The organism is uncultured Tessaracoccus sp. (genome assembly GCF_947286155.1).
Classification (GTDB): Bacteria; Actinomycetota; Actinomycetes; order Propionibacteriales; family Propionibacteriaceae; genus Arachnia.
This window is the reverse complement of sequence record NZ_CAMYPD010000028.1, coordinates 1-22,892: the sequence shown is the minus strand read 5'-3', so window position 1 is coordinate 22,892 and position 22,892 is coordinate 1. Positions and strand designations below refer to the sequence as shown.

Sequence of the window (22,892 nt, the reverse complement as noted above, 5' to 3'; positions counted from 1 at the left end):
CTCCTGTAGGTGTTCTAGACGATACCGTTCACCCTCCCACTTGGGGCAACGCGGGGCCATTCCCGCCCGGATAATAGGGTGGAGTCATGAGTCGGATTCTCGTCGTGTACAGCACCCGGGCAGGGACGACGGCGCACGTCGCCACCATCCTCTCGAAAGGGTTACGGGCGCATGGCCACGAGGTCACCGTCGCATCCGCATCTACCGACCCGGCGCCCGACGGCTTCGACTATTTCGTGGTGGGCAGCAGCATCATCGCCAATTCATGGAACGCCGAGGCCATCGCATGGCTGCAGCGGCATCGAGCGGCGATTGACGGGCGCACGGCGCTGTTCAACGTCTGCCTCACCGCTGCCAGCCCAGAGCACAGAGAGGAAGCGCTGGCGCTCAACACCAAGGCGGCGGGCATCGTCGAGCCGCTGGCGATGGAAACCTTCGCCGGGCGCTACGAGCCCCAGAAGGTGTCGTTGTGGAAGCGTTGGCTTATGCGAGCCATCCAGAAGCCCCCGCAGGACCACCTCGACCCCGCCGCGATCACGCGCTGGACCGCAGCGCTCTCCGACCGCTTCACCGACACTTCCGAGGAGCCCTAACCATGCACATCATGTTCGTTTGTCACGGCAATATCTGCCGCTCTCCGATGGGGGAGCGCGTTGCGCGGAGGCTCGCCGATGACCGCGGCCTGGACGTGCGCGTCACGTCGACGGGCACCAGCGCCGAAGAATTTGGTAACCCCATGGATTCCCGCGCTCGCAAGGTGCTTAGTGCCAATGGCTACGACGGTGACGGCCACGTCGCGCGCCAACTCACCCAACAGGATGTGGATGAGGTGGATGTGTTCGTTGCGGCCGAGCGTCGGCACGCGCAGCGCATTATTGCGTTGGGTGCCGACCCAGCCAGCGTGCATCTGGTGTCCGACTTCGACCCAGAAGGTGAGCCGGGCGACCCGCTGCCTGATCCCTGGTACGGCGGTGCGGAAGACTTCGAGGAGACCCTCGCAGTGCTGGAGCGCGCGGTTCCCGCACTGCTCGACTCGCTGGTCGCCGAGTAGGTATGGCCTCCACCCGGTGATTGGGTAGCGGCTGCACACCACGCCCGATGGTTGAGTAGCCGCCGTAGGCGGCGTATCGAAACCAGCCACTGTGCGTCTCGATACGGGCCTTCGGCCCTACTCGACGAACGGGGCAGTGCGCCGACGCAGGTGATTGAGTAGCGCCCGCAGGGCGCGTATCGAAATCACCCCCGCAACAGCTTCGGGAACCGAGCTCCGCTCGCTCCTCAACCACCGGAGCCCAAGGGCAAGCTAACCCGATATCCACACGCGTTTGCTGATATCGGGGTTACTGGGCCGTTTCGAGAAACGCGTGTGGATATCGGGTTAGCTTCGGTAGGAGACCCCGGTTGCGACTCGGCCCCGCGGGCCGGATCAACCATCGACGAGAGCCCCCTCTCCTCCTGGGTGCCGTATCGAGGAGCCCCACCAGAAACACTTCATAATCCGTACGCAGTTTGACCAAACACCCCTAAAACGGGCCCTTCATCTCATCTGCGTACGGATTTTGAAGTTTTCTCGACCGATCCCACGTCTCGATATGGCCATCCGGGCCTACTCGACGATCGAGAACGGCATAGCGCTACCCGCCAGGACCAGGCAGGATGGACCCATGGTCTATCCCGTGTACGCCCCCGCAACTGATCGCTATGACGGCCGCATGCCCTACCGCAAGTGCGGCGCCTCCGGACTCCGGCTGCCCGATATCTCGCTAGGGCTTTGGCAGAATTTCGGCGATGACAAGCCGATGGGCACTCAGCGCGCGATTCTCCGTCGGGCTTTCGACGAAGGCATCACCCACTTCGACCTGGCCAACAACTACGGGCCCCCGTACGGCCAAGCGGAGGTCAACTTCGGCACGATCTTCCGCCAGGATTTCGCGTCACTCCGCGACGAACTCATCATCTCCAGCAAAGCCGGCTACGACATGTGGCCCGGGCCGTACGGCCAGGGTGGTGGGTCGCGGAAGTACCTCTTGGCGTCGCTCGACCAGTCGCTGAAGCGCATGGGGCTGGACTACGTCGACATCTTCTACTCGCACCACTTCGACCCCGAAACTCCGCTCGAGGAGACCATGATGGCCCTCGACCAGGCGGTGCGCTCAGGGCGGGCGCTGTACGTCGGTATCTCCAGCTACTCCGCAGGCAAGACGCGCGAAGCCGCACAGATCGCGCGCGAGCTCGGCACGCCGCTGCTCATCCACCAGCCCAGCTACTCGATGCTGAATCGGTGGGTCGAAGGCGGCCTGCTCGACGCCACGAGCGAACAGGGAATGGGCGTCATTGCATTCAGCCCGCTCGCGCAGGGGCTCCTCACCGATCGGTACCTCGACGGTTCCGTCCCCGAAGGTTCTCGGATGGGCCGAGGCGGGTCGCTGACGAAGGACCACCTGGGCGACGAAAACCTCGCCCGCCTGTGTGGGCTGAACGATATTGCCGCTTCGCGTGGACAGTCGCTCGCGCAGATGGCGATCGCATGGGTGCTCCGCGACGAGCGCGTCACGTCAGCACTGCTCGGCGCGTCCAGCGTTGAGCAGCTGGAGACGAATCTCGGTGCGCTCGCGAATCTAGAATTCACCGACGACGAACTGTGCGCCATCGACGAGTACGCCCAGGACGGAGACATCAACCTTTGGGAGCACTGGTCGTCGTTCTGAGTTGAGCGGGTGGGGTTTCGATACGCGTCCTTCGGACGCTATTCAACCACCGAGGTGGGGGCGCGTTTCCTGACCGTCGAGTAGGTGGCGTAGCCGCAGTATCGAGACGCAAGGGGCGGGTGTGGTTTCGATAGGCCCGCTTCGCGGGCTACTCAACCATCGGGACTCGTTCGGCGGCTACTCAACCACCAGGAGGCGCCTCAGGAGAGCACTTTCTGTACCAGCGGCCCGGCCACGGAGCCGCCTGAGCTGCCCTCCTCGACGAACGCCGCGACGGCGTACTTGTCGTTGTAAGCGATCATCCAGGCGTGCGTCTTCAACGCACCGCGTTTGCCGAACTCGGCGGTGCCCGACTTCGCGCCCGTCGCCACGCCCTTCAGCGCGGTGCCGGTGCCGTGATCGACGGTGGCGGTCATCATCTTCTGCAGCTCCGCAGCCTCCGCCTCGGTGAGAGGTTTCGCCGTCGACTTCGCCTGATGCCCCTCGACGAGCCAAGGAATCACCGTCTCGCCCTTCGCCACCGACGCGGCTACCGCGGCCATGCCGAGCGGCGACATCGTCACCTGCCCCTGCCCGATCATCGACGCGGCCCGGTCGAGGTCGGCCTTGGGGTCGACGGTGCCGAAGTACGAGCGGAATCCCGCGTCGTAGTCCACACCCACCCCGAGCGAGGCGGCGGCATCATGCAGCTCGGCATTGGTCACCTTGCTCGACGCCTTCGTGAACGCGGTGTTGCACGAGTAGGCCACGGCGTCGGCCAGCGTGATCTTGCCCGTGTGCGAGTACCCCGAATAGTTGTTGAAGACGTGGCTGCCCATGGCATGCGTCGCCGGACATTCGACGGTGGAGCCGGCCGTGCTGCCCTTGCGCACCAGCGCGAGGGCTGAGGCGATCTTGAATGTAGAGCCGGGTGCGTACTTACCGAAGGTGGCGTAGGGGAAGTCGCCCGCGTCCTTCGAGTTGGCGGCCGCCGCGACGCCGCCGGTGGCCACGTCGATGACGACGATCGACGCCACCCCAGATTGGTTACTCAGCGCATCCTCGGCCTTCTGCTGCACGTTCCGATCAAGCGAGAGCTTGATGGGTGCGCCGACCGACTGCTCCTGGCTGAACACCACGATTGGGTCGAGCTTCTCCGTCGCATCCTTACGCTGCACGAATTCGACGCGCACCCCGGGCACCCCGCCGAGTTGCTCGTTATACCGCGACTGTAGGCCGCTCAGCCCAACCAAGTCGTTCGGCGAGAGTTTCCCGTCGGATTTCTCAATCATCTCCGCAGTGGGCTTCCCGACGGTACCGAGCAGGCTGGCTGCAAATCCGCCGGTGGGGCCCTGCGTCGACTTGATCTCGCGCACGTACAGCCCCGGTACGTCGTTCACCTCGGCGGGGATGTCCTGCTGCCTCAGCGTCGCAGCCACGACGAACTGCTTCTCACCGCCGGCCATCAGTTTCTTCTCGTACGCGGCCGCATCGATACGTAGGATGCCCGCGAGGTGACGGGCGGCCTCCTGCCATACGCCCTTGTCAGCGCTCGCTTTATCGATGCCGACCTCGAACAGCGAGATCTCCTCGGCGAGTGCCACGCCATCCTTGTCGTTGATGGGCGCGCGCTCCGGGCGAGTGACGATGCGGCGCATGCGGTTGCTGGAAGTGAGTCGCGAGTGAATGATCGACGGCGACCACTCCAGCCGCCACTGGTCGCTCACCCACTTCATGGTGGCCTCGGAACTGTACGTCCAGGGATGGACGCCGACGTCGAGGCTGAACTGTAGCGGGATGACCGCCGCGCGCTCGTCGGCCTTGTAACCCGCCTTGCCTACCTTCACCTTCGGCTTGATGCCGTCCATGCCGGCAAACATCGTCTCGAGCTCATCCTGCGCGCTCTGCCCGCTCGACTGCATCGGCACCTTCGAGATGTCCAGCGCCTCGAGCGCCGTCGCTAACTTCGCCGCGGCGTCGTCGGCGGAGGGCACACCTTTCGGCGGCTCTGCTTGTGCCCCCGAGGGCAGTGGGGCCGACGGCGTCTCGTTGCCTCCTGGCTCGCTCGAGCATCCGGCGAGCAGCAGTAGCGCGACGAGCCCCGTCGCTGTCCAACGTCGAATCACGGTGACCTCCCGCACCCAGAATATGTCAGCTATCCGGTCACTCACTGGGGTGAGCTACCCTGGAAGGGTGCACCCAGGGCCGACGCCCTGCTGAACCCGTGTCGCGACATCAAGAGGAAGTCACTCCACTTTGACCGAGATTACTCCCGCCATCTGGGCCATCACCCTCGTCGTCATCGGCGGCCTGCTGGTCTTTGATTTCGTCTTCCACGTTCGTAAAGCGCATATCCCGACGTTGAAAGAGGCGGCCATCTGGTCGGCCATTTACGTCGGCATCGCAATCGTCTTCGGCTTCGTCCTGATGTATGGGCTCGACCACCAAACTGGAATCGAGTACTTCAACGGCTACATCCTGGAAAAAGCGCTGAGCGTTGACAACCTTTTTGTGTTCCTGGTCATCATCGGCAGCTTCAAAGTGCCGCGTGAAGATCAGCAGAAGGTGTTGCTATTCGGCATCGTATTCGCACTCATCACCCGAAGCCTGTTCATCTTCGCGGGCAAGGCTCTCATTGATGCCTTCCAGTGGATGTTCTACATCTTCGGTGCGTTCTTGCTTTGGACCGCCATCCACATGCTGATGCCGGAGAAGGAAGACAGCGACGAGGCGAACAACTTCATCATCCGAACGGTGAAGAGATTCGTCCACACTTCCGACGAGTACGACGGCGACAAGCTGTTCACCTACGTTGACGGCAAGCGCGTGCTCACCCCGATGCTGCTCGTGATGCTCGCCATTGGTGGCACCGATATCCTCTTCGCGTTTGACTCCATTCCAGCCATTTACGGCGTGACTCAAAATGTGTACCTGGTGTTCACCGCAACGGCATTCTCGCTCATGGGTCTACGTCAGCTGTACTTCCTCATCGATGGATTCTTGGATCGCCTCGTCTACCTGAAGTTTGGTCTCACCGCCATTCTCGCCTTCATCGGCGTGAAGCTCATCATCCACGCTATGCACGAAAACGATGTGCCGTTCATCAACGGTGGCGAACCCATCCACGCTATTCCTGAGATCGGCGCCTATACCTCGCTGTACGTCATCCTGATTATTCTGCTGCTCACCATCGTCGGCTCGCTGCTAACCCCGTCGGGCAAAGCACTCTCGACGGCATCCGCGCTGCACCGCGAAGCGACCGCCTACGTAGAGTCGGTTGGGCAGTACTCGAACGTAGAGCGCTACGAACAGTACGAGAAAATCCTCCGGCTCGAGAAGAAACTGGCTGGCATCCACAGCAAGCACGTCGACAAGCACGCCAAGGATGACCACGACGAGGTCGTCGCCCAAGCGCACGCCCTGCGTGCGCAGGGAAGGTAGCGTCTATGGAATTGTGGCGCGCACTGCAACGATTGTGGGTGCGCGACGAGTTCCGTCGCCTGCTGGTGCTTCGCTTCACCGCCCAAACGGCCGACGGCACGCTCCAGGTGGGTATGGCCAGCTACGTGCTGTTCTCGCCCCAATCTCAGCCCGATGCCGGCGCCATCGCCGCCGTGCTCGCCATCTCACTGCTGCCCTTCACGCTGCTCGGCCCCTTCGTTTCCCCGCTGCTCGACCGCTGGTCGCGACGCGACGTCGCCCTGTGGTCGAACGTCATCCGGGCAGTGTTGACGCTCGTCATCGCAGGCATCGTCTTCGTGAACTGGACGAGCGGGGCAGGCACCACGATGCTCATGGTCTTGCTCCTCGTAGCGTTGAGCCTCAACCGGTTCATGCTCGCCGGGTTGTCCGCCGGCATGCATCACACCGTTTCCCCACGTGAGTATCTGTCGGCCTCGTCGATCATCCCGATGGTGGGGCCGCTCGGGGTGGTCGTCGGCGGCGCGATCGGCCTGGGTATTCGGCTCGTGCTCGGGCGATTCGTCCCCACGCATGTCGCCGACGCGGTGATCTTCGTCGTCGCTGCCGCCATGTTTGTGTGGTCGGCGCTGGCGGCGACGACGTTCTCCCGCGGCGCGCTCGGCCCCGACGAGCAGGAGGAGCTGCCGTCGATGCGTCACGTGCTGCGCGGTCTAGGCGCCGCGAGCGCGCACCTGTGGCAGCGCAAATCCGCGCTGCTAGGGCTCATCGACATGGCAGTGACGCGCTTCCTCTTCGGACTGGTCTCCGTCGCGCTCATCCTGGTAGCTCGCAACCGGTGGCATCCCGTCACCAACCCCGACGCCGCACTCGCCGACCTCGGCGTGTGGGGAGCGATGACCGGTGCAGGCTTCCTGCTCGCCGCAGTTGTCGTGCCCGCCTCGGTGAGCCGCGTCGGGCTGCGCACCACCCTCGTCGCGCTGCTGTCCCTCGGCGCGGCGTCCACCCTCGTCGTGACGTTCTCAGAAGGCCGGTGGGTGCTGTTCGCCATGGGCTTCGTCGTCGGCCTGGTGACCCAGGCAGTGAAGGTATGCGTCGACGGACTCGTGCACGCCCACGTCGACGAGACGTACAAGGGCCGCGTGTTCACGTTCTACGACATGGGCTTCAACGGCGCCTACGTGCTCGCCGCAGTGGTGGCCATGTTTGCGCTTCCTGCCGACGGCGTCTCATCGCCGGCGTTTGCCGCAATGACGGCGCTCTTCGTCGCACTCGCGGCGCTGACGGCCTGGGGTGCGGCGAGGATCACCGTCGCAGAATTCGAGCGCGGCTCGGAAGACCTCGCCCGGGCGTAACTGGCGGATAGGCTGGGGCCATGAAGCGCAAGCTGTTGTTGTTCCTCGTCATGGTGAGCGTTGTGTTGGCCATCTTCGGCGCCATCGACAAAGTGGAAGCCAGGCGGAGGCGCGAGCTGTGGGCGGAAGCCACCGACTAAGCCCGCACCCCCGCGGCTGAGGGTCAGTACCCGAGCATCTTCTTGCGCTCGGGCAGCCAGGCGATGGCGTCGCGTACCGCGTCGGTTTCGGACAGCTTGGCCTCCCAGCCGAGCACGTCCTTCGCCTTCTGGGAGACGGTGTAGACGCCCGCGACGTCGCCGGGGCGCGGCGGGCCGAACGTGACCTGCAGCGGGTCGCCCGAGATTTCCTCGAAGCTCGCGGCGAGCTCCTTCACCGTGACGCCGTTGCCGGTGCCGATGTTGAACACCTGGTACGGCTCGCTGGCGGTGGCCTCGTCGAAGTGCTCGAGTGCCGCGACGTGCGCCTGGGCGAGGTCCCAGACGTGGATGTAGTCGCGGATACCGGAGCCGTCTCGGGTGGGCCAATCCACGCCGGTGACGGTGAACGTCTCGTGCTTCTGCCATGCCTCGAGCAGCTTCGCGAGCACGTGGGTGGGGTGCTCGAGCTGCTGGCCGGAGCGGAGCTTCGGGTCGGTGCCGATGGGGTTGAAGTACCGGAGCGAGAGCACGCGCATCTCGGATGCCTTCGTGAAGTCCTCCAAAATGAGTTCGACGAGGTATTTCGTCTTCGCGTACGGCGAGTTGGGGCGCAGCGGCGACTGCTCCGTCACGACGAAGTTCTCGTCGGGTGCGTAGATCGACGCCGACGACGAGAACAGGAACCGCTGGTTTCCGTTGCGTTCGAGCGCTTCGAGCAGCTTCACCGTCTTGCCGACGTTGTTGTCGTAGTAGCCGAGCGGATCGGCTACCGATTCGGGGACGACGATCTTCGCCGCGCAGTGCACCACCGCGTCGATGCGGTGCTCCGAGAAAATCTGGTCGACGAGGGCGCCGTCGGCAATGTCTCCCTCGTACAGCGGTCGGTCCTGGATGAACTCGCGCTTGCCGGTGGAGAAATCGTCGAGGATAACCACGTCGTGACCTGCGTCTTCGCAGGCGGAGGCCACAGTGGAGCCGATGTATCCGGCGCCGCCAGTGATGAGAATCTTCATGGTGTTGAGCCTACAACGCTGCCGTTTGCGACGATCGGCGGCCAAGATAGATCAAGTTCGTGGCGGGTAGACGAGCCACGAACTTGATCTATCTTTACCGGTCGGTGGGATTGTGGCTGAGGCTGCGTCGAACAGGCTGCAGATCCAGCTCCTCGATGTGGGCGAAGTCGTCGACATCTCGCTGGAACTGCTCGGCATCGATCGTCGGCAGGGCTGCCCAACGATGTAGCAACTGCTCTCGGCGTAGCGGTGGTTTGCGCAGGGGGATGACCTGCGCCACAGGCTCACCGTCTTTGGTGACGACGACGCTCTCGCCCTGCTGTACTCGTTTCAGCAGGGCGGCGCTGTTGTTGCGCAGCTCGCGAACCGGAACACTCATGCGCGAAGCGTAACACCCGTGATACGCGCCGATTGTTACCAGCCGCGGGCCTCCCACTCGTCGACGTGAGGTGCTTCGGCGCCGATGGTGGTGGACTCCCCATGCCCAGGATGCACGACGGTGTCCGCGGGCAGGGTAAACAACCGCTCGCGCAACGACCGCATGACTTGCTGAAAGTCGGAGTAATCCCAGCGAGTGGCGCCCGGCCCGCCCGGGAAGAGCGTGTCACCGCTCAACACGGCGTTGAGTCCGTCGACCCGCAGCGACGTCGACCCCGGCGTGTGTCCGGGGGTGTGCATGGCCTGGATGGTTGCACCTGCGACGGTGAACGTTGCCCCATCTTCGAGGGCTTGGAACCCCTCTGGGCTACCCGTGGCGTCTTCCCACAGGAATTGGTCGGCCTCGTGCAGGTAGACGGGCGCGGGGATGCGGGAAACAAACGCAGGGGTGGCGCGCACGTGGTCCCAGTGGCCGTGGGTGAGTAGCACGGCGAGCACCTTGCGCCCGTCGACGGCGATGGCGACGGCGTCGGGATCGTGGGCCGGGTCTACCACAATCACCTCGTGGCTATCACCGACGAGCCACACATTGTTTTCGTGTTCGGGCGGCCCGGCGGGGTCGAAGTTACCGGCTGTGACAAGCCGTTCGATCTGTGTCATGGGTACCTCCTGGTGGCCACTGTAGGCGGTCCAGGGGCTTATTCGACGGCGCTTCTGGCGGTTTCTGCATCAGCCGCCCAACCGGAGACACGCCGAAAGGCTGTTATGACCCCCTCCGCTGCAATACTGCAGAGCGTGTCCACCGACTACTTCGACGACGACTACGACCCGCTCGCACCCATGATCGACGCTGCCCCCGCAGACGTCGACGAGCCGGCGCGCGTTGACGAGGCGTCGGAGCGCTCAGGTTCGCAGCATCCCGCCGACGTCGAGGTGATCGTCGACGATGCGCTGGACGAAGAAGAAGGCGACGGCGGAATCGGGGGCGGCAACGGCATCGTTCGGATTTGGGTGGAAGACGACGGGCGGATGTCGAAGGTGCGGGTGAGCCCCGTCTGGTTTCAGCGGCTCGGTCCTGGTCAAACCCTGGAGCTGGCGTTCCAAGACGCGTTTGCCAAAGCCCGGATGCGCGTCGCTGAGCGGGGCGCCGTCGAATCAACGTCGTTCGACGATGCTGATTTCGGCGAGATCCCGCCACTCACGCCGGAGAACATCTCGCTGTACGTGCGAATGATGAACGACCACCGCAAACGCTGGCTCGCGTTGGTGGAGGAGTCCGTCAAGGAGCCCCCGGCGCCAGTGCCCACCTTTCGTGGGAAGTCGGCCGGTGTCGTTGTGACGCTCACGAATGCCGGCTTCCCGAGCCGGGTAGAGTTCAACCAGAAGTGGCTCGACGACGCGCAGGTCGGGTCGATCTGCATCAACGTCAGCGCGGCAGCAACCAAGGCGTACGAGCAGTTTGAGCGGTACGTCCCCGAAACGAATGAACGTGACGAGGCAATGCGGACGATGGAGGCGGAGCAGGAGTACATGATGGCCGGCTTCTACCGTCTGTTCGATCCCAGAAGGTGAGCAATGACTGAATCGTCAGACCAGGATAAAGAACTGCAGCAGCGGGCCACCGAATCCGAGTTTTCGGGTATCTCCGCCGACTCGAACGATCTGCTCGACGATGGCGAGCTGCGCGAAGGGCTCATCAACCCCAACGCGTCCGGTGGCAAGGGGAAGAATTCCGGGCCGGGCATGATGCCCCCGATGATGATGGGCGGTGCCGGTGGAGGTGCTGGTGCCGGCGCGGGTGCCCAGAACGCCATGGGCGCCAATGCCATGGCTGCGGGCCAAGTGAACGCGGCGAACATGAACGCTATGGGTGCGCAGAGCGCGATGCGTAGTGCGGGTGGTGCACCCGGCGGGCTCGGCACTGCTGGTACTGGTATGGGACCGGGCGGCGGCAGCCCCGGCGTGTTAGCGGCGGGCGACGAGTCCCCGCTTGGCAGTATCCCGTCGAACTGGAAGCCAGGCGATCCGATTCTCCCCGGCGATCCCCGCCACCCCGGCGGCGATGTCGGCGCGATCTTCCCCGGCGATCCCCGCTACGGCGACCTCGTCCCTGGTTGGTCCGAGGGCGCCTACGGTGATCCGTCGGATCCCAGCAGCTGGAATGTCCCCACCGGCTACAACCCGAATGACCCAAGCACCTGGGGCGGTGGCAACAACGGTGTCGGTGGCGTGTTGCCCAGCGACGGTGGGCGGCACGGTTGGAGCTACGGTGATCCGATCATGCCCGGCGACCCACGCCATCCCGGCGGCAGCAGCCCGCTGTACCCCGGTGACCAGGGCTACGACCGGGCCGCATTCGGTGGCGTGCTCAGCCCCGACGGTTGGTCCAGCGTCAACCCGTCGCACGGAACCAATATCCCGACCGCACCTGGAACCACGCCGGGCGGTGCCCGCGACAGTATTGGCGGCGGACAAGGGCCCGACGGCGGCATTGGCAATCCTGGTATCGGTCCCGACGGTGGCATCGGCGGCCCTGACATTGGCCCCGCAGGCGGTGGGAATGTCCCAGGCGCCGGGCAGCCTAACCTCCCCACATCTATGCCTCCCTCGGGCACAGGATCTGGTGGAACTTCAGGAGGCGGCGGTGGAACGGGCTCCGGACCGCAGAGCGGCAAGGATACCAGTTACAGCGTCGACCAGGCTCAGCTGCGCGAATGGGCTAAAAAATGGCAGGAAGCATCCGACAAAACGGCTGCGGTGCAGAGCAAGATGCAACTACCGCAAGATTTCGGATTCATCGCATCCGCGCTGCCAGCAACACACACGCTGGGTGGTTCCGTCATCGACTGGTCAACCGGCGCGAGCAAGGAATTCAACCAGATCGGTGAAAGCCTCATTGCGGCTGCCGATAGGTACGAAGAACAAGAAGGGTACGGCGTGCATCAGTCGAGCCAGGTGAGGGGTCAGTGAACATGGTGGCAGCAGCTGGATCGGGAGTCATAATACGCAGGTTTCCTCCCATAGCTCACATGCTGACGAGCGCGAGGGCGACGTACTCCGACGACGCATTCCTTGGCGAGCCCACTTCGTCGGAGAAAGACCAGGACTACAAGAATCTTCCCTCGAACGCGGAAGCGCTGCGCACGAGCCTCGACACCGCAGTGCGGATGGACGAGCAGCAAGTCACCTCGTTTTTGGACGAGCTGAAGGAAGTGTGGGAGCATAAACTGAACTACTTCGCAGATCGCGAGGCGTTCAAACAGCGTTGCCAAGACGTCGTCGACGACGCGTATGCACAGTTGGAGCAGGTGGAAGGTACTGTCACTCAGCTCAAGAAGTTTCTCGGCATCCCCGAGAGGCTGACCGGAGAGTTCCACGAGTGGAGTGCTCACGCGCGCGAGCTGAAGGCCGTCATCGACCCAATCCCTGACTACGGGCAGATTCCGGATTGGCACGGGCCGGCCAGCAACGAATACCTCACCATGACGGAGGTGCAGGTGCAGGCGTGTAACGAGCTGTTCCCGCGTGCGAAGAACATGGCTGAGACGCTCCACGTCGCCGAGAGCTTGAACTACGGCGTGCTGTCGGGCGCGAACTCGAGCATCCAGACTGCGCTGGGGTACATGCAGCAATGCGTTGCCGATTCCGAGGGGCGGTTCTACGTGAACACGGCGCGCTGTGGAGCAGTGCTCTCCCAGCTGGCAGGCTTACTGGAGGAGGTTCTCTATCTGGCTGATCTCCCGTCGGGTGAGCTGCAAGCACGATTGCAGGACGTTGAATCGTCAGCGAGCGTGTTGCGCTCTGGATGGCCGAGTGGCTCCTCGCAGCACGGGCAGGAGGGTGTGCCGTCGCCGGAGATCGACGTGACGGCGCCGAAGGCTCCTGCTGGTGCCAACATTGATCCCGATGCCCCAGGAAGCGAAGGTACTGAGCGCTGACCTGCACACTCACGGTGGGGCTGCCCGGCAGGGTGGCCCCACCGTCGTGTTCTCGCTGGACATGCTCAGATGGGTGCTCGTAACCCGTCGAAGTGATCCCCTCCGCTGGAATACTGAACGGCGTGTCCGACGATTTGTTTGACGACGAGTACGACCCGCTCGCCCCACCACCTGGCGGGGAGTCTGACGTGCCGTTGGAGGAAGAGCTTGGCACCGGCGGTTTCGCAGGCGGCGGTGTCGTCAAACTGTGGTTTGAGCAGGGGCGGTTGAAGACGGTTCGCGTCTCCCCAACCTGGTTCGACAAGCTGGAGCCTGGGCAAACGCTGGCGCAGGCCTTCGAAGAGGCGTTCTTGCTGTCGTCGGCTGCGATCGTCGAAGAACAAGACGCGGCGCTCGACACGTCGGGGCTCATGCTGAACCTTCCTCCGCTGAGCGCTGCCGCCGTCGACGCGTACGCGGCCATGCTGCACGATCACTCTGCAGCGTGGCAACGCGCCATCGACGAGGCCGATCACCTCCCCGAGAACCCACCCGAGGCGACGGGGGAGCACACCGGGGCAGTGGTGATGCTGAACCGTGCGGGGCATCCGGCACGCGTGATGTTCGATGAGGAGTGGCTCGACGAGGCGCAGGTCGGCTCGATCTGCAGCGCCGTGTACGGGGCCACGATGAAGGCCTACCAGGCGTTCGTCCCCACCACAGACCACAAACAGCGAGAACTCGACCGCTTCCGCCTCGAACACGAGGTGCTGATGGCGGGGTTCCGACGACTACTCAGCCCACGACGTGAGGAGCAAGCGTGAGCGAACTGAATGAAATCTGGAGGGAGCTCGCCCGGCGCGCATCCGAGTCGAAATTCAGCGGCGTCGCAGCAGAAAGCGACGACCTGCTCGGCTCCGCAGAGCTGCGCGAGGGCTTGCTGAGCCCGAACGCTGCAGGCGGGCCGAACGCGATGGGCGGCGGCCCCGGCATGATGCCTCCGATGATGATGGGCGGCATGGGCGGCCGCGGCGGCGGAAACGGCTCTGGCGGAGGCGGTGGGCTTGGCGGGTCGACGGGACCCGCTCCGGCTGGCGGTGCGCCGTCGAACTACGCGCCCCGACAAGCGGGAACGCTCACGTCGGCGAAGGAGATCAAGCCCGAGAACGCCGGCGATGCGATGCCCGGCGGAGCTGCGCCCGGTGGCGGGATGCCGGCTGGCGGACCCATGGCCGCCGGCGGTGACGCCATGTCTGAAGGCGGGGGTGGCGTCGAAGATGAGGCCGCTGAGCAGGCTGAGCCCGAAGACACGTTCGTGCCCCATGCCCCCACGGGGGAGGGTGACGAGGTCAACCGCGACGGGTTCACCGTCGAGCAGGGGCGGATGTCGGAGGTGGCTGAGTTATGGTCGCAGATTGCGGACGCCTACGGGCACGCGTCGTCGCGCATGCCGGCACCTGTGAGCCTCGGGTTTGCGGAGAAGGCCAGGGTGTCCACCGACGGTCTCGCGTCGGCCGCTGAGCGGTGGGGGCACGAGGCGGCGCAGGAGTTCCTCACCATCAGCCACTCGATGGTGAGCTCGGTGCGCGCCTATGAGGAGTCCGAGGACGCGGCTGTCACCGCGGCCGGCAAGCAGGAAGGCTGACATGACTGCACTACAACTCTCCGGAGCCGTGGCGACGAAGACTGGCGTGGGGTGCCCGACGGCAGGGGTCGCTGACGCTGCCGAACAAGCGGATAGCCAGACCATGCAGCAGGCCGTGGAGCAGTACGCCGATGGGCTGGAAGAGACGCTTGACGGCTACATGCGGCGGATGAGCGTGGGTGATGCGTCGCTGCAGACGCGCGAGTACCGGCAGATGATGAACGTCGTCGAACAGCTCGAAGCGGCGCTCGAGGAGGCCGTGCACGCCGATCAGCGCGGCTTCGAAGAGCTCTTTGCGGCGTTGCAGTCGTTGATGGGTGGCATGCGTTCGTTCCTGCCCGAGCAGCGACTCTTCGCGCAGCTCTCCGACGACGTCGTGCAGCGCGCTCGAGCCGCGCTGGCCGAGGTGCGCCGTCGCATCGAGGACGACGTCACCATCCACATGAACGTGCCTGAGGAAGTGGCGGAGACGGCGCAAGTGTGGTCGGAGACCGCCGACGTGGTGGAGCAGGTAGCGCCCATACTGCCCAGGCTCACGCGCGTGGACGGGTGGAGCGGCCCCGCGGCCATGGCATACCGCCAGATGGCCGACGTGCAGGTGGCGGCCAACGAGGAGTTTCAGTATCTGCCGCGCGCCATGGCAGATGCATACGACGTCATCAGCACGCTGAACCGGGCGGTGCTCATCGCCGTGCACGATGCGCTGCGCACCACGTTGCAGCAGGCTACCTCTACACAGCCGGGCTTCCCTGGGCAGCTGTTTCGTCGGGTGCAGCAATTCGAGCGCGCCATTGAACGCTGCAACACTGAGTTGCTGCCCGAGGCGCTCGATATCTCCGCTGAAGGCACCGACCACATTGCCGGATTCGTCGACGACATCCGCTCCGCCACGGCTGTGCTTGGCGAGCAGTGGCCGTCGGGGACGAGCAAGTCCGGCCTGCAACCTGGTGACACGGCCAGGCAGCTCGTCGGTTGGCTGTCCTCCGACGTGGCTCCCGTCGCCCGCCGCGCCGAGGCGCAGGACGGCGAAGCCTCCGAACCTGGTGCTGGTGAGGCTGACGACCAGGGCGAGGCGCAGACGGGCCAAGCGCACCAAGGCCCCAGTGCGGATCGTCGCGAGATGCGTACTGACGTGCCCCGCCGCGGAAGGTTCAACACCACCGAGCATCGCGTTCGTTTCTGATTCCGCTTGCGCCGGTCTACGCGGTGCAAACTGCAAAATTCGCCACTAGTTGCGTCGCTCCTCGCTCAGTCACGCATGAGGCGTGCGACTGTTGGCGAGTTTTGCAGTTGTTCTCCGGGAGCCCGGATGCGCCGAACGCTCAGCGCGGCGGTTGCACGGTGATTTCAGCGATCTCGCCCTGGAATCCGCCGTCTACCGGCGGCAGCTCCGTGAGGTAGACGAGCACGTAGCGCGTGGTGAGCTTGGAGTCCGGTGTGATCGTGCCCTTGCCAGGTGCCATCGCCTTGTTCTCGGCGACGACGTTCCAATCCTTCACCGTCTTCATCGACGCCTGCTCACCCTTGGGTGCCCGCAGCTCCACCTTGGTGGGGCCAGCGCCAACGAAGGTGATGTCAACGCCACCCACCTCGCGCGCCTCACCGAGGTCGAGCACTAGGCCGACGCCCGGCTTCAACCCGCCCAGCGTCGGGCGGTTGAGGTAACGCATCGTCGTCCACGAGGTGGTGGCGTCGCCGTCGACGACGTTGCCCACCTTGTCGGGAAACTCCTCGTCGTTGCCGTTGTCGCCGCTCGGGTCGAAGTCCTTCACCGCCGCGACGGTGATCGCTCCACCTGCGCTCGTGGCGCTCGGGCTCGCCGACGCAGATGCGCTGCCGGTCGCCGTCGGAGTGGCCGCCGGTTGACTACTGCCGCGCAGCGCCGCGACGGCCAACCACACCAACAGCGCGAGCCCCACCAGCATGGCCACCAGCATGAGGGCCGCCCGCCGCTTCGTGAGCACGACGGGGGCGCGCTCCGCGCCGGCCTCCGACGGCGCCTCGTCACGCTGGGCGGGAGGGGCTGTGGGCACACCAGACTGGCTGGGCTCACCCTGGACAGGCCGGATGACGTCGGTGGACTCCGCCCGCGCGACCTCGTCGCTGGGTACGGCGGCAGACGCACCCGCCACCGGGGGTGTCACTCGCGCCCGGCTGGAGAGCCCCATCTTGGCCTCCAGCTGCTGGCTCGCATCCTGGTTGGGCAGCGCCTCCGCAAGAGCGTCCATGGTGCCGATCCGGCCGTCGAACACGCCTTGCCACACCTCGCACAGCGGGTACCCGTCGGCGCGGTCGTCGGTGGACGGCGACCACCGGTTTGTCTGCGTCGCGCGCAGCACCTCGGCCAACGCCATCACGTCGGCGGCTTCCCGCTGGCTCCACGGGCGCTCCTGGTCGACGCCCTCCAGCACGGAGGCCGTGCCAAACCCGACGATCCGTACCGCACCGCTGTGCGTGATGAGGATGTGGTCGGGGTCGATGCGTTCGTGGAAGAGCCCCTGCACATGCAGGGTGCCGAGCGCATCGGCCACCTCCCGTGCGATGTGCGCGCCCTCCTTCGGCGACATCGGCTCGGCGCTCAGCAGCGAGTTGAGCGTGTTGCCTTCCGTGTACTCGCAGATGGCGTACACGCCGACGCGGGTCTCGTCCTCGCTGCGCGCCACGTCGAGCACCCGCAGGAATCGCGAATCGGTTGCGACGGCGCCTCGTCGCGCAGCGTTGAGGAGGGCCTCGGCACCGGGGTCGTCGTCGGCCATCACGTGCGCGATGACGTCGCGGTCGAGCACCTGGTCGTGGGCGATCCACGTCTCAGACCGCGTGCGCAGCACCTGGCACTCCAGCAGCGCGTACCGCATCCCCAGCACATCGCCGGTGCGCCCAATCGGGTTGACTGCCAGCCGCGGCTCCGTATCCGACGTGCCACCCGCCGGCTCGTCGGTGGCCCGCTCCGCAGTATCAAGAGGGGACACGTCACCGATATCCGCGGACTGGGCCGCGCGCATCTGCCTGCTCGGAGCAGGCTCCACGCGCTCGGAGGCCACATGGCCGAACGCCGCAGCGTCCTCATCCTCCGCCGCGCGCGCAGGCTGCGTGAAGTGCAGGTTCGTGAGCGTCATCTCGACGAGCCCCTGATCGTCGACCGCCAACTCGGCAGCCGCCGTGGTGGCCGCCGCGCGGGCGGGCATGGTCACGTCGGGGGCACTCTCGGGCTTCGCGGCGGCACCCCCGCCGCGCCTGCGCTGCAGCAGCTGCGTGAGCCTGCGCAGCTCGCGAATCTTGAGGGCTTTACCGATGAGCACCGTAGCGGCGAGCACCAGCACAGCCCCGACGACGAGGGCGACGAGGTCTGCCCAAAATGGCACCGTGGCAGCGCCTGGGCTGGCGCCTGGTGCCGCCATCCGCCCGCGGAACCAGCGCTGGAAGCACCAAGCCAACACTGCGCCGGGCGCGGCACCCAAGAGCAGGCGGACGATGTGCATCATGAGCGCGCCGCCGTCGAGGTCAGGCAGTTTGCCGACGAGGACCCGCCACGAGACAAACACGCCGAAGAAGTACGCGATCGAGTAGCTGAGCGCCAGCATTGGGGCGACGCGGGCCGGGCTCGCCACGAGCCACACCAGCAACACGGCACCCAGCGCGTTCACCGTCGCAATGCCAATTTGCAGCAGGAACGGCGTGCGGGTGTCTTCGAGCGCGTAGTAGGTGCGCAGGCAGAGGAACTGCACGGTGAAGGGGATGAGCCCGATGGCGAACATCACCAGCGTTTGCCCAACCCAGGCGGCATCCGCTGCGCCTTGGCCGTGGCCGAACAGGATGTTGCCCACCGGCTCCGACATCGACAAGAACATCGCGGTTGCGGGCACGAGGAAGATGAGCGCCAGGCGGGCGGTTTTCGTCATCTCGGCAGCGACGCCGGCGCGGTCACCGTCGGCGGCCAGTCGCGACGCGTTCGACAGCATCGCGGTGGCGAGCGACGTGGTCACCAGGGAGTGCGGCAGGATCCACAGCAGGTGCGCGGTCGAGTAGACGTTCACGCCGGCACCCGCACCGCCGGCCGTCGCCGTCGTGGCTAGCCGGTTCACGACGATGAGCGCCAGCTGGTTGACCGCGACGAAGCCCAGCGTCCATTTCGTGAGCGAGAAGGTGTGGCGAAGGCCGGTGCCCTTGAGATCGAAGCGGGGGCGCAGTTTGAAGCCGACCCGCTTGAGGAAGGGCAGCAGCACGAGGGTCTGCGTCACGATGCCGAGTGTGGCGCCGATGCCGAGCACCAGAATCTGCGCAGTGGTGAACGCGGCCGACTTGTCGCCGTCGTTGCCCCAGACGAAGAAGTACGTGCTCAGCACGCCGATGGAGATGATGTTGTTCGCGATGGGCGCCCACATCATGGGGCCGAACTTGTCGCGCGCATTGAGGATCTGCGATAGCAAGAAGAACGCGCCGTAGAAGAAAATCTGCGGCAGCGTGAGGTAGGTGAGCGCCACCATCGACGCGTATTGCTCGGCCAGCTCGGGCTGACGCCACGCCGAGTCGGAGTACAGCATCGTCACCAGCGGAGCGCACAGGATCGCCACCACGGTGACGGCACCGACGATCAGCATGAAGGCAGTCATGATGCGGTTCGTGAACGCCTCGCCGCCGTCCTCGTCGTGCTTTATCGCGCGCACGATTTGGGGCACGAGCACGGTGTTCAGCGCGCCGCCCGCGAACAGAATGTAGAGGGCGTTGGGCACCATCGTCGCGATCGACAGGATATCCGCCTGGCGGGTGCCGTTACCGAGGATGAACGCGATCAGCACCACCCGGAGCATCCCGAGCGCACGCGAAATCAGCGTGCCGGAGGCCATGATGGCGCTCGCCGAAAGCAGCTTCTTGGTACTACTGACCTGACTCACTGGACTCCTTGGAACGTTCCCGCTGCACCGAGCGAATGCGCCACACGGTGCCAGCCAACACCACTGCACCGGAGATGATGATGATGATCCAGCCGACGCGCCCGAACTCGGTGCTCGTGATTTCGATGTCCGTCGTCGAGGAGATGGGCGTGCCGTCGATGGTCACGAGCTGCGCGTGCACGGTGGTGATGCCATTCGATGCCGCCGCTGGTTTTACCCGCAGCGTTTGCGATTCGCCCCGGCCGACGCGGATCACGTCGGTATCCGGCACGGTGATGCGCTGCGGGTTGTCGGAGCGGAAGGTGACGCGCACCCACACCGGCACCCTCGTCGGGTTGGAGATGGTGACCGGAAACTCGCTCGTGCGCTCACCCATGACAAACGACGGCGACGCGCTCAGCGTGAGGCTGTTCGGGTTGAAGCGCACTTCGGGCACCGTATCGAGATACGCCAGCGCATCGTCCTCGGTGCTGAACGCCAGGCTGTATGCGGCCAGGAACGCCAGACGCACGTCGGTGGGCTGCTCGCCGTCCGGCCCGGAAGTGAGCCTGTTTCGCACCTCGGCGTGAGTCTCAGCGACGTGCAACTCGCGGTCCACCCGCTCCCACGCCCCTCCCGTGGGCGGCAGCGTGCCTTGCGCCTGCGGCGCGGGGAGATCGTCGATCACAACCGGGCTGGCGTCGGATGCGACGTGGAAGTAGCGCACCTGGTGGTCGTGGACGCCGTAGGTGATGACGTGGTCAAAGCCCTTCGTCGCCAGGCGCACGTCGGGGGTTATCACTGCCGACGGCGCCTCCTTCAGCTCATCCGGTGCGAGCTCCGCCGACCAGCCCGCCACCTTGTCGCGCAGCTTGTTCGGCGTGCGTGCGAGGTTCGGGTTGCCGGGAGGAAGCAGCCACAGTCGCCCCTCGGCCAGCAGCTCGTCGATGCGCTCTACGAACGCCAGGGCTTTCTCACTGGGCCGAGTGTTGCGCGTCGCCATGAGCTGTGCGGCGGTGTAGACGGCGGGGTCAAGCGCTGTGGTGACTCCCTCGGTGAACGATGCTGTCAACGCCTCGGAGAGGTACCCCTCGACTGCGTTCTCCAGCTCAGGTGTCACGGTGTTCGAACCTGGACGGATGCCCGGCGGCGCGGCGATGACGTTGAGGTTGAGCACCTCGAACGGTTTCGACGAGTGGGGGAGGAGGATGCGCGTGCGCCCCACCGTCTCACGGGTGCCTTCGGCAGACGTCGAGGCTTGGATGTGCACGCCGATGAGGCTCACGAGATCGCCCTCCGTTGCACTCAGCGACGCAGCCGGCACGGTGACCTTGAACGTCGTTCGTGCTCCAGGGGCGAGAGGCTTCTCCCGCACGAGGGGCTGGCCCGGAACGTGGCGCACGCCCATCGGGGCGTTCGGGTCGGCGGCGATGGCGGCGTTGATGAGATCGAAGGAAGTGAGCGCACCGTCGTAGTGCCACAGCTGCGCGTCCATCCAAAACAGCGGCTGGCTACTGATGTTCGTGACGGCACCCTCCACCGTGACCTGCTGACTCGACGTCGAGGGGTCGATGCGCTCCGGAGATATCGACGTCACCGCAACCTGCACGGTGGGTGCGTCGTCGGCGCGTGCCGGGCTGATCCCGACGAGCGCCAGGGCCAGCACCAACAGTACGCAGAGCGTGGATTGGGTGCGGGTCACCGTTCCATCGTAGACGTGTAGCGGTGAAGGATGCGCTCGCACCACCGCTCGCAGCGAACTCCTTGGCCCCCGAGGCATGGAATGATGAGTGTGGCCGCGCGAGGAGAAGGAGGGGCATGACGACGTCGAATCAGCACTCGATCGTGCCCGGCTACGTCCTCGGGCCAATTATCGGCAAGGGCGGATTCGCGACGGTGTACCGCGCCCGCCAAGAATCCCTCGACCGAGAAGTGGCCATCAAGATCGACCAACGGGTGGTCGACGACTCCCGCAACGCCCGACGTTTCTTCCGCGAGGCCACCGCGGCGTCGCTCATCTCGTCGCATCCACACGTGGTAAGCCTCATCGATGCGGGCACCACCGAGGACAACCGCCCCTACCTCGTCATGGAGCTTTGCGACGGCGGTTCCGTCGCGAAACTCGTGAAGAGGCATGGCCCGTTGCGCCCGGCGGACGTGAATGAGCTTGCCATCGCGATCACCGAGGCGCTCGCGGCCGCCCACGAGCACGGCATCCTGCACCGCGACCTCAAGCCCGCCAACATCATGATCGACTCCTACGGCACCCCGCGCCTGGGCGATTTCGGCCTGGCCGCACTGCCCAATCCGGGCGAGGATTTCTCCGTCACCCTCGAGGCGCTCACCCCCGCCTACGCCTCGCCGGAGACGTTCGAGCGCGCCGTGCCGAGCAAAGCTGCGGACATCTGGAGCCTCGGCGCCACCTTCTACACCGTCTTGACCGGGCGCGCACCGCGCTGCAATCCCGACGGCAGCGCCATGACCGTCGCGGAGATCATCCAGCATCTCGAGTCTCCGCTGCCCGCGCCCACGCACATCCCGTATGCCCAGCCGCTGATGCAGACGATTTGGCATGCCACCAGCCACGATCCTGACTCGCGCCCGACCGCAGCCGAACTGCGGGCCCAACTCGTCGCTCTGCGCGGCCGACTAGGGCCGGGGCGTGATGTGCAGATGCACACCGACGTCACCCAGATCGCGCCCGAGCTGCGCACCGACGTCAACTCGACGGCACACATGAGCACGGTGCCTGCCGAGCCGACGCCGCGGCGCAACCCGTGGGTGTGGCCGCTCGTCGTGACGTCGCTCGTCGCGGTGCTCGTCGTCCTCGCGGGCATTGGGCTTGCGACGAACTGGATCAGGATCGGCGGCGAGGAGACGCCCGGCACAGAAGGCAAGCCGCCTGCGGAGATCACTTGGGTGGTGCCTGCCGTCGGGGCATGTTTCGGTGAGCTTCAGGAGATTGACGGCGGGGTCGTCGCGGAGGAACGGCGTTGTGAAGAGCAGCATCACTGGCAGACCTTCGCCACTGGGAAGCTTTCCGCCGACGCCGAATCGCCCGCGCCGGAGAAGGTGCGGGAGAGTTCCGAGTTCAAGAAGGCGTGCACGACGGACGCCCTGGACGAGTTCACCGAGGTGCCGCTCGAGCGCCTCAAGATCGACGTGCTCCCACCCAGCCCGGAGAAGTTCGAAGCTGGCGAGCGGCGGTTCAGCTGTATCGCCACATCCGGGCCGCGCATCGGGTCGCTGGAGTAACACTCGCCAGCATCGGGGTGCACGCTGAGAAACTGCAAAACTCGCCAACAGTGGCGTTGCTCCTCGCTCAATCACGCATGAGGCGTGCCGCTGTTGGCGAGTTTTGCAGTTGAAGGCTCAGTGCTGCTCGGCCCACCAGTCGAGGAGGAGCTTCGTGGCGGCGTCCTCGTCGAGGGGTCCGTGCTCGATGCGGTGGTCGAGTAGGAATTTG

18 protein-coding genes are annotated in these 22,892 nt (G+C 65.3%); 12 read left to right on the top strand and 6 right to left on the bottom strand.

The features are described from left to right. Nucleotides 1-86: 86 nt before the first annotated feature. From Q0X68_RS08385 to mgrA, 3 genes are all read left to right on the top strand, one after another. Nucleotides 87-593, top strand: a complete 507-nt coding sequence (locus Q0X68_RS08385; RefSeq protein ID WP_297750228.1) for a flavodoxin domain-containing protein — start codon at nt 87-89, stop codon at nt 591-593. Nucleotides 594-595: 2 nt separating this feature from the next. Further along, a complete protein-coding gene (locus tag Q0X68_RS08380; RefSeq protein ID WP_297750225.1) occupies nt 596-1,051 on the top strand; it encodes a low molecular weight protein-tyrosine-phosphatase in 456 nt (151 codons plus the stop codon). A 613-nt stretch (nt 1,052-1,664) separates the two neighbouring features. Then, the gene (gene mgrA, locus Q0X68_RS08375) at nt 1,665-2,708 is read left to right on the top strand and encodes an L-glyceraldehyde 3-phosphate reductase (protein ID WP_297750222.1); all 1,044 of its coding nucleotides are present in this window, start codon (nt 1,665-1,667) and stop codon (nt 2,706-2,708) included. Between the two features lie 200 nt (nt 2,709-2,908). Here mgrA and Q0X68_RS08370 read toward each other — a convergent pair whose 3' ends face one another. Next, complete coding sequence (locus tag Q0X68_RS08370) at nt 2,909-4,813, bottom strand: penicillin-binding transpeptidase domain-containing protein (protein ID WP_297750219.1); 1,905 nt, start codon at nt 4,811-4,813, stop codon at nt 2,909-2,911. A 130-nt stretch (nt 4,814-4,943) separates the two neighbouring features. Between Q0X68_RS08370 and Q0X68_RS08365 the strand changes: the two genes are divergently transcribed. Next, nucleotides 4,944-6,128 (top strand): TerC family protein, encoded by a 1,185-nt coding sequence (locus Q0X68_RS08365; RefSeq protein ID WP_297750216.1) that lies wholly within the window; start codon nt 4,944-4,946, stop codon nt 6,126-6,128. Nucleotides 6,129-6,133: 5 nt separating this feature from the next. Beyond that, on the top strand, nt 6,134-7,462 hold the full coding sequence (locus Q0X68_RS08360; RefSeq protein ID WP_297750213.1) for an MFS transporter: 1,329 nt from the start codon (nt 6,134-6,136) through the stop codon (nt 7,460-7,462). 163 nt (nt 7,463-7,625) lie between these two features. On the opposite strand, the gene galE is transcribed toward Q0X68_RS08360, so the two are convergent. The 3 genes from galE to Q0X68_RS08345 form a co-directional block, all read right to left on the bottom strand. Then, nucleotides 7,626-8,615 carry a UDP-glucose 4-epimerase GalE gene (gene galE, locus Q0X68_RS08355; protein WP_297750207.1) on the bottom strand — a complete coding sequence of 330 codons (990 nt, stop codon included), beginning with the start codon at nt 8,613-8,615 and terminating at the stop codon, nt 7,626-7,628. Nucleotides 8,616-8,709: 94 nt separating this feature from the next. Next, on the bottom strand, nt 8,710-8,994 hold the full coding sequence (locus Q0X68_RS08350) for a type II toxin-antitoxin system Phd/YefM family antitoxin (protein ID WP_297750204.1): 285 nt from the start codon (nt 8,992-8,994) through the stop codon (nt 8,710-8,712). 35 nt (nt 8,995-9,029) lie between these two features. Further along, nucleotides 9,030-9,653, bottom strand: coding sequence for an MBL fold metallo-hydrolase (locus Q0X68_RS08345; protein ID WP_297750201.1), 624 nt, complete (start codon nt 9,651-9,653; stop codon nt 9,030-9,032). Between the two features lie 135 nt (nt 9,654-9,788). Here Q0X68_RS08345 and Q0X68_RS08340 point away from each other — a divergent pair, with 135 nt between their 5' ends. The 6 genes from Q0X68_RS08340 (at nt 9,789) to Q0X68_RS08315 (ending at nt 15,738) form a co-directional block, all read left to right on the top strand. Then, a complete protein-coding gene (locus Q0X68_RS08340) occupies nt 9,789-10,565 on the top strand; it encodes a hypothetical protein (protein WP_297750198.1) in 777 nt (258 codons plus the stop codon). 3 nt (nt 10,566-10,568) lie between these two features. Next, a complete protein-coding gene (locus Q0X68_RS08335; protein WP_297750195.1) occupies nt 10,569-11,963 on the top strand; it encodes a hypothetical protein in 1,395 nt (464 codons plus the stop codon). A gap of 59 nt (nt 11,964-12,022) precedes the next feature. Then, nucleotides 12,023-12,931, top strand: coding sequence for a hypothetical protein (locus Q0X68_RS08330; RefSeq protein WP_297750192.1), 909 nt, complete (start codon nt 12,023-12,025; stop codon nt 12,929-12,931). 122 nt (nt 12,932-13,053) lie between these two features. Beyond that, nucleotides 13,054-13,734, top strand: a complete 681-nt coding sequence (locus tag Q0X68_RS08325; RefSeq protein ID WP_297750189.1) for a hypothetical protein — start codon at nt 13,054-13,056, stop codon at nt 13,732-13,734. Next, nucleotides 13,731-14,555 (top strand): hypothetical protein, encoded by an 825-nt coding sequence (locus Q0X68_RS08320; RefSeq protein ID WP_297750186.1) that lies wholly within the window; start codon nt 13,731-13,733, stop codon nt 14,553-14,555. Before Q0X68_RS08325 ends, Q0X68_RS08320 begins: the two co-directional genes overlap by 4 nt. Nucleotide 14,556: 1 nt before the next feature. Then, complete coding sequence (locus tag Q0X68_RS08315) at nt 14,557-15,738, top strand: hypothetical protein (RefSeq protein WP_297750183.1); 1,182 nt, start codon at nt 14,557-14,559, stop codon at nt 15,736-15,738. Between the two features lie 139 nt (nt 15,739-15,877). On the opposite strand, the gene murJ is transcribed toward Q0X68_RS08315, so the two are convergent. Next, the gene (murJ, locus tag Q0X68_RS08310; protein WP_297750180.1) at nt 15,878-19,447 is read right to left on the bottom strand and encodes a murein biosynthesis integral membrane protein MurJ; all 3,570 of its coding nucleotides are present in this window, start codon (nt 19,445-19,447) and stop codon (nt 15,878-15,880) included. After that, on the bottom strand, nt 19,431-21,128 hold the full coding sequence (locus Q0X68_RS08305) for a DUF6049 family protein (protein ID WP_297750177.1): 1,698 nt from the start codon (nt 21,126-21,128) through the stop codon (nt 19,431-19,433). The genes murJ and Q0X68_RS08305 overlap by 17 nt, the downstream gene beginning before the upstream one ends. A gap of 116 nt (nt 21,129-21,244) precedes the next feature. Here Q0X68_RS08305 and Q0X68_RS08300 point away from each other — a divergent pair, with 116 nt between their 5' ends. Continuing rightward, nucleotides 21,245-22,681: a serine/threonine-protein kinase gene (locus tag Q0X68_RS08300; RefSeq protein ID WP_297750174.1), complete on the top strand. Its 1,437-nt coding sequence runs from the start codon at nt 21,245-21,247 to the stop codon at nt 22,679-22,681. Nucleotides 22,682-22,892 lie beyond the last annotated feature (211 nt).

Excerpts from the sequence above, each read along its gene's own strand:
- Q0X68_RS08385 (WP_297750228.1), top strand. The coding sequence starts at position 87 with ATGAGTCGGATTCTCGTCGTGTACAGCACCCGGGCAGGGACGACGGCG.
- Q0X68_RS08380 (WP_297750225.1), top strand. The coding sequence starts at position 596 with ATGCACATCATGTTCGTTTGTCACGGCAATATCTGCCGCTCTCCGATG.
- mgrA (WP_297750222.1), top strand. The coding sequence starts at position 1,665 with ATGGTCTATCCCGTGTACGCCCCCGCAACTGATCGCTATGACGGCCGC.
- Q0X68_RS08360 (WP_297750213.1), top strand. The coding sequence starts at position 6,134 with ATGGAATTGTGGCGCGCACTGCAACGATTGTGGGTGCGCGACGAGTTC.
- galE (WP_297750207.1), bottom strand. The coding sequence starts at position 8,615 with ATGAAGATTCTCATCACTGGCGGCGCCGGATACATCGGCTCCACTGTG.
- Q0X68_RS08350 (WP_297750204.1), bottom strand. The coding sequence starts at position 8,994 with ATGAGTGTTCCGGTTCGCGAGCTGCGCAACAACAGCGCCGCCCTGCTG.
- Q0X68_RS08345 (WP_297750201.1), bottom strand. The coding sequence starts at position 9,653 with ATGACACAGATCGAACGGCTTGTCACAGCCGGTAACTTCGACCCCGCC.
- Q0X68_RS08335 (WP_297750195.1), top strand. The coding sequence starts at position 10,569 with ATGACTGAATCGTCAGACCAGGATAAAGAACTGCAGCAGCGGGCCACC.
- Q0X68_RS08330 (WP_297750192.1), top strand. The coding sequence starts at position 12,023 with ATGCTGACGAGCGCGAGGGCGACGTACTCCGACGACGCATTCCTTGGC.
- Q0X68_RS08315 (WP_297750183.1), top strand. The coding sequence starts at position 14,557 with ATGACTGCACTACAACTCTCCGGAGCCGTGGCGACGAAGACTGGCGTG.
- Q0X68_RS08300 (WP_297750174.1), top strand. The coding sequence starts at position 21,245 with ATGACGACGTCGAATCAGCACTCGATCGTGCCCGGCTACGTCCTCGGG.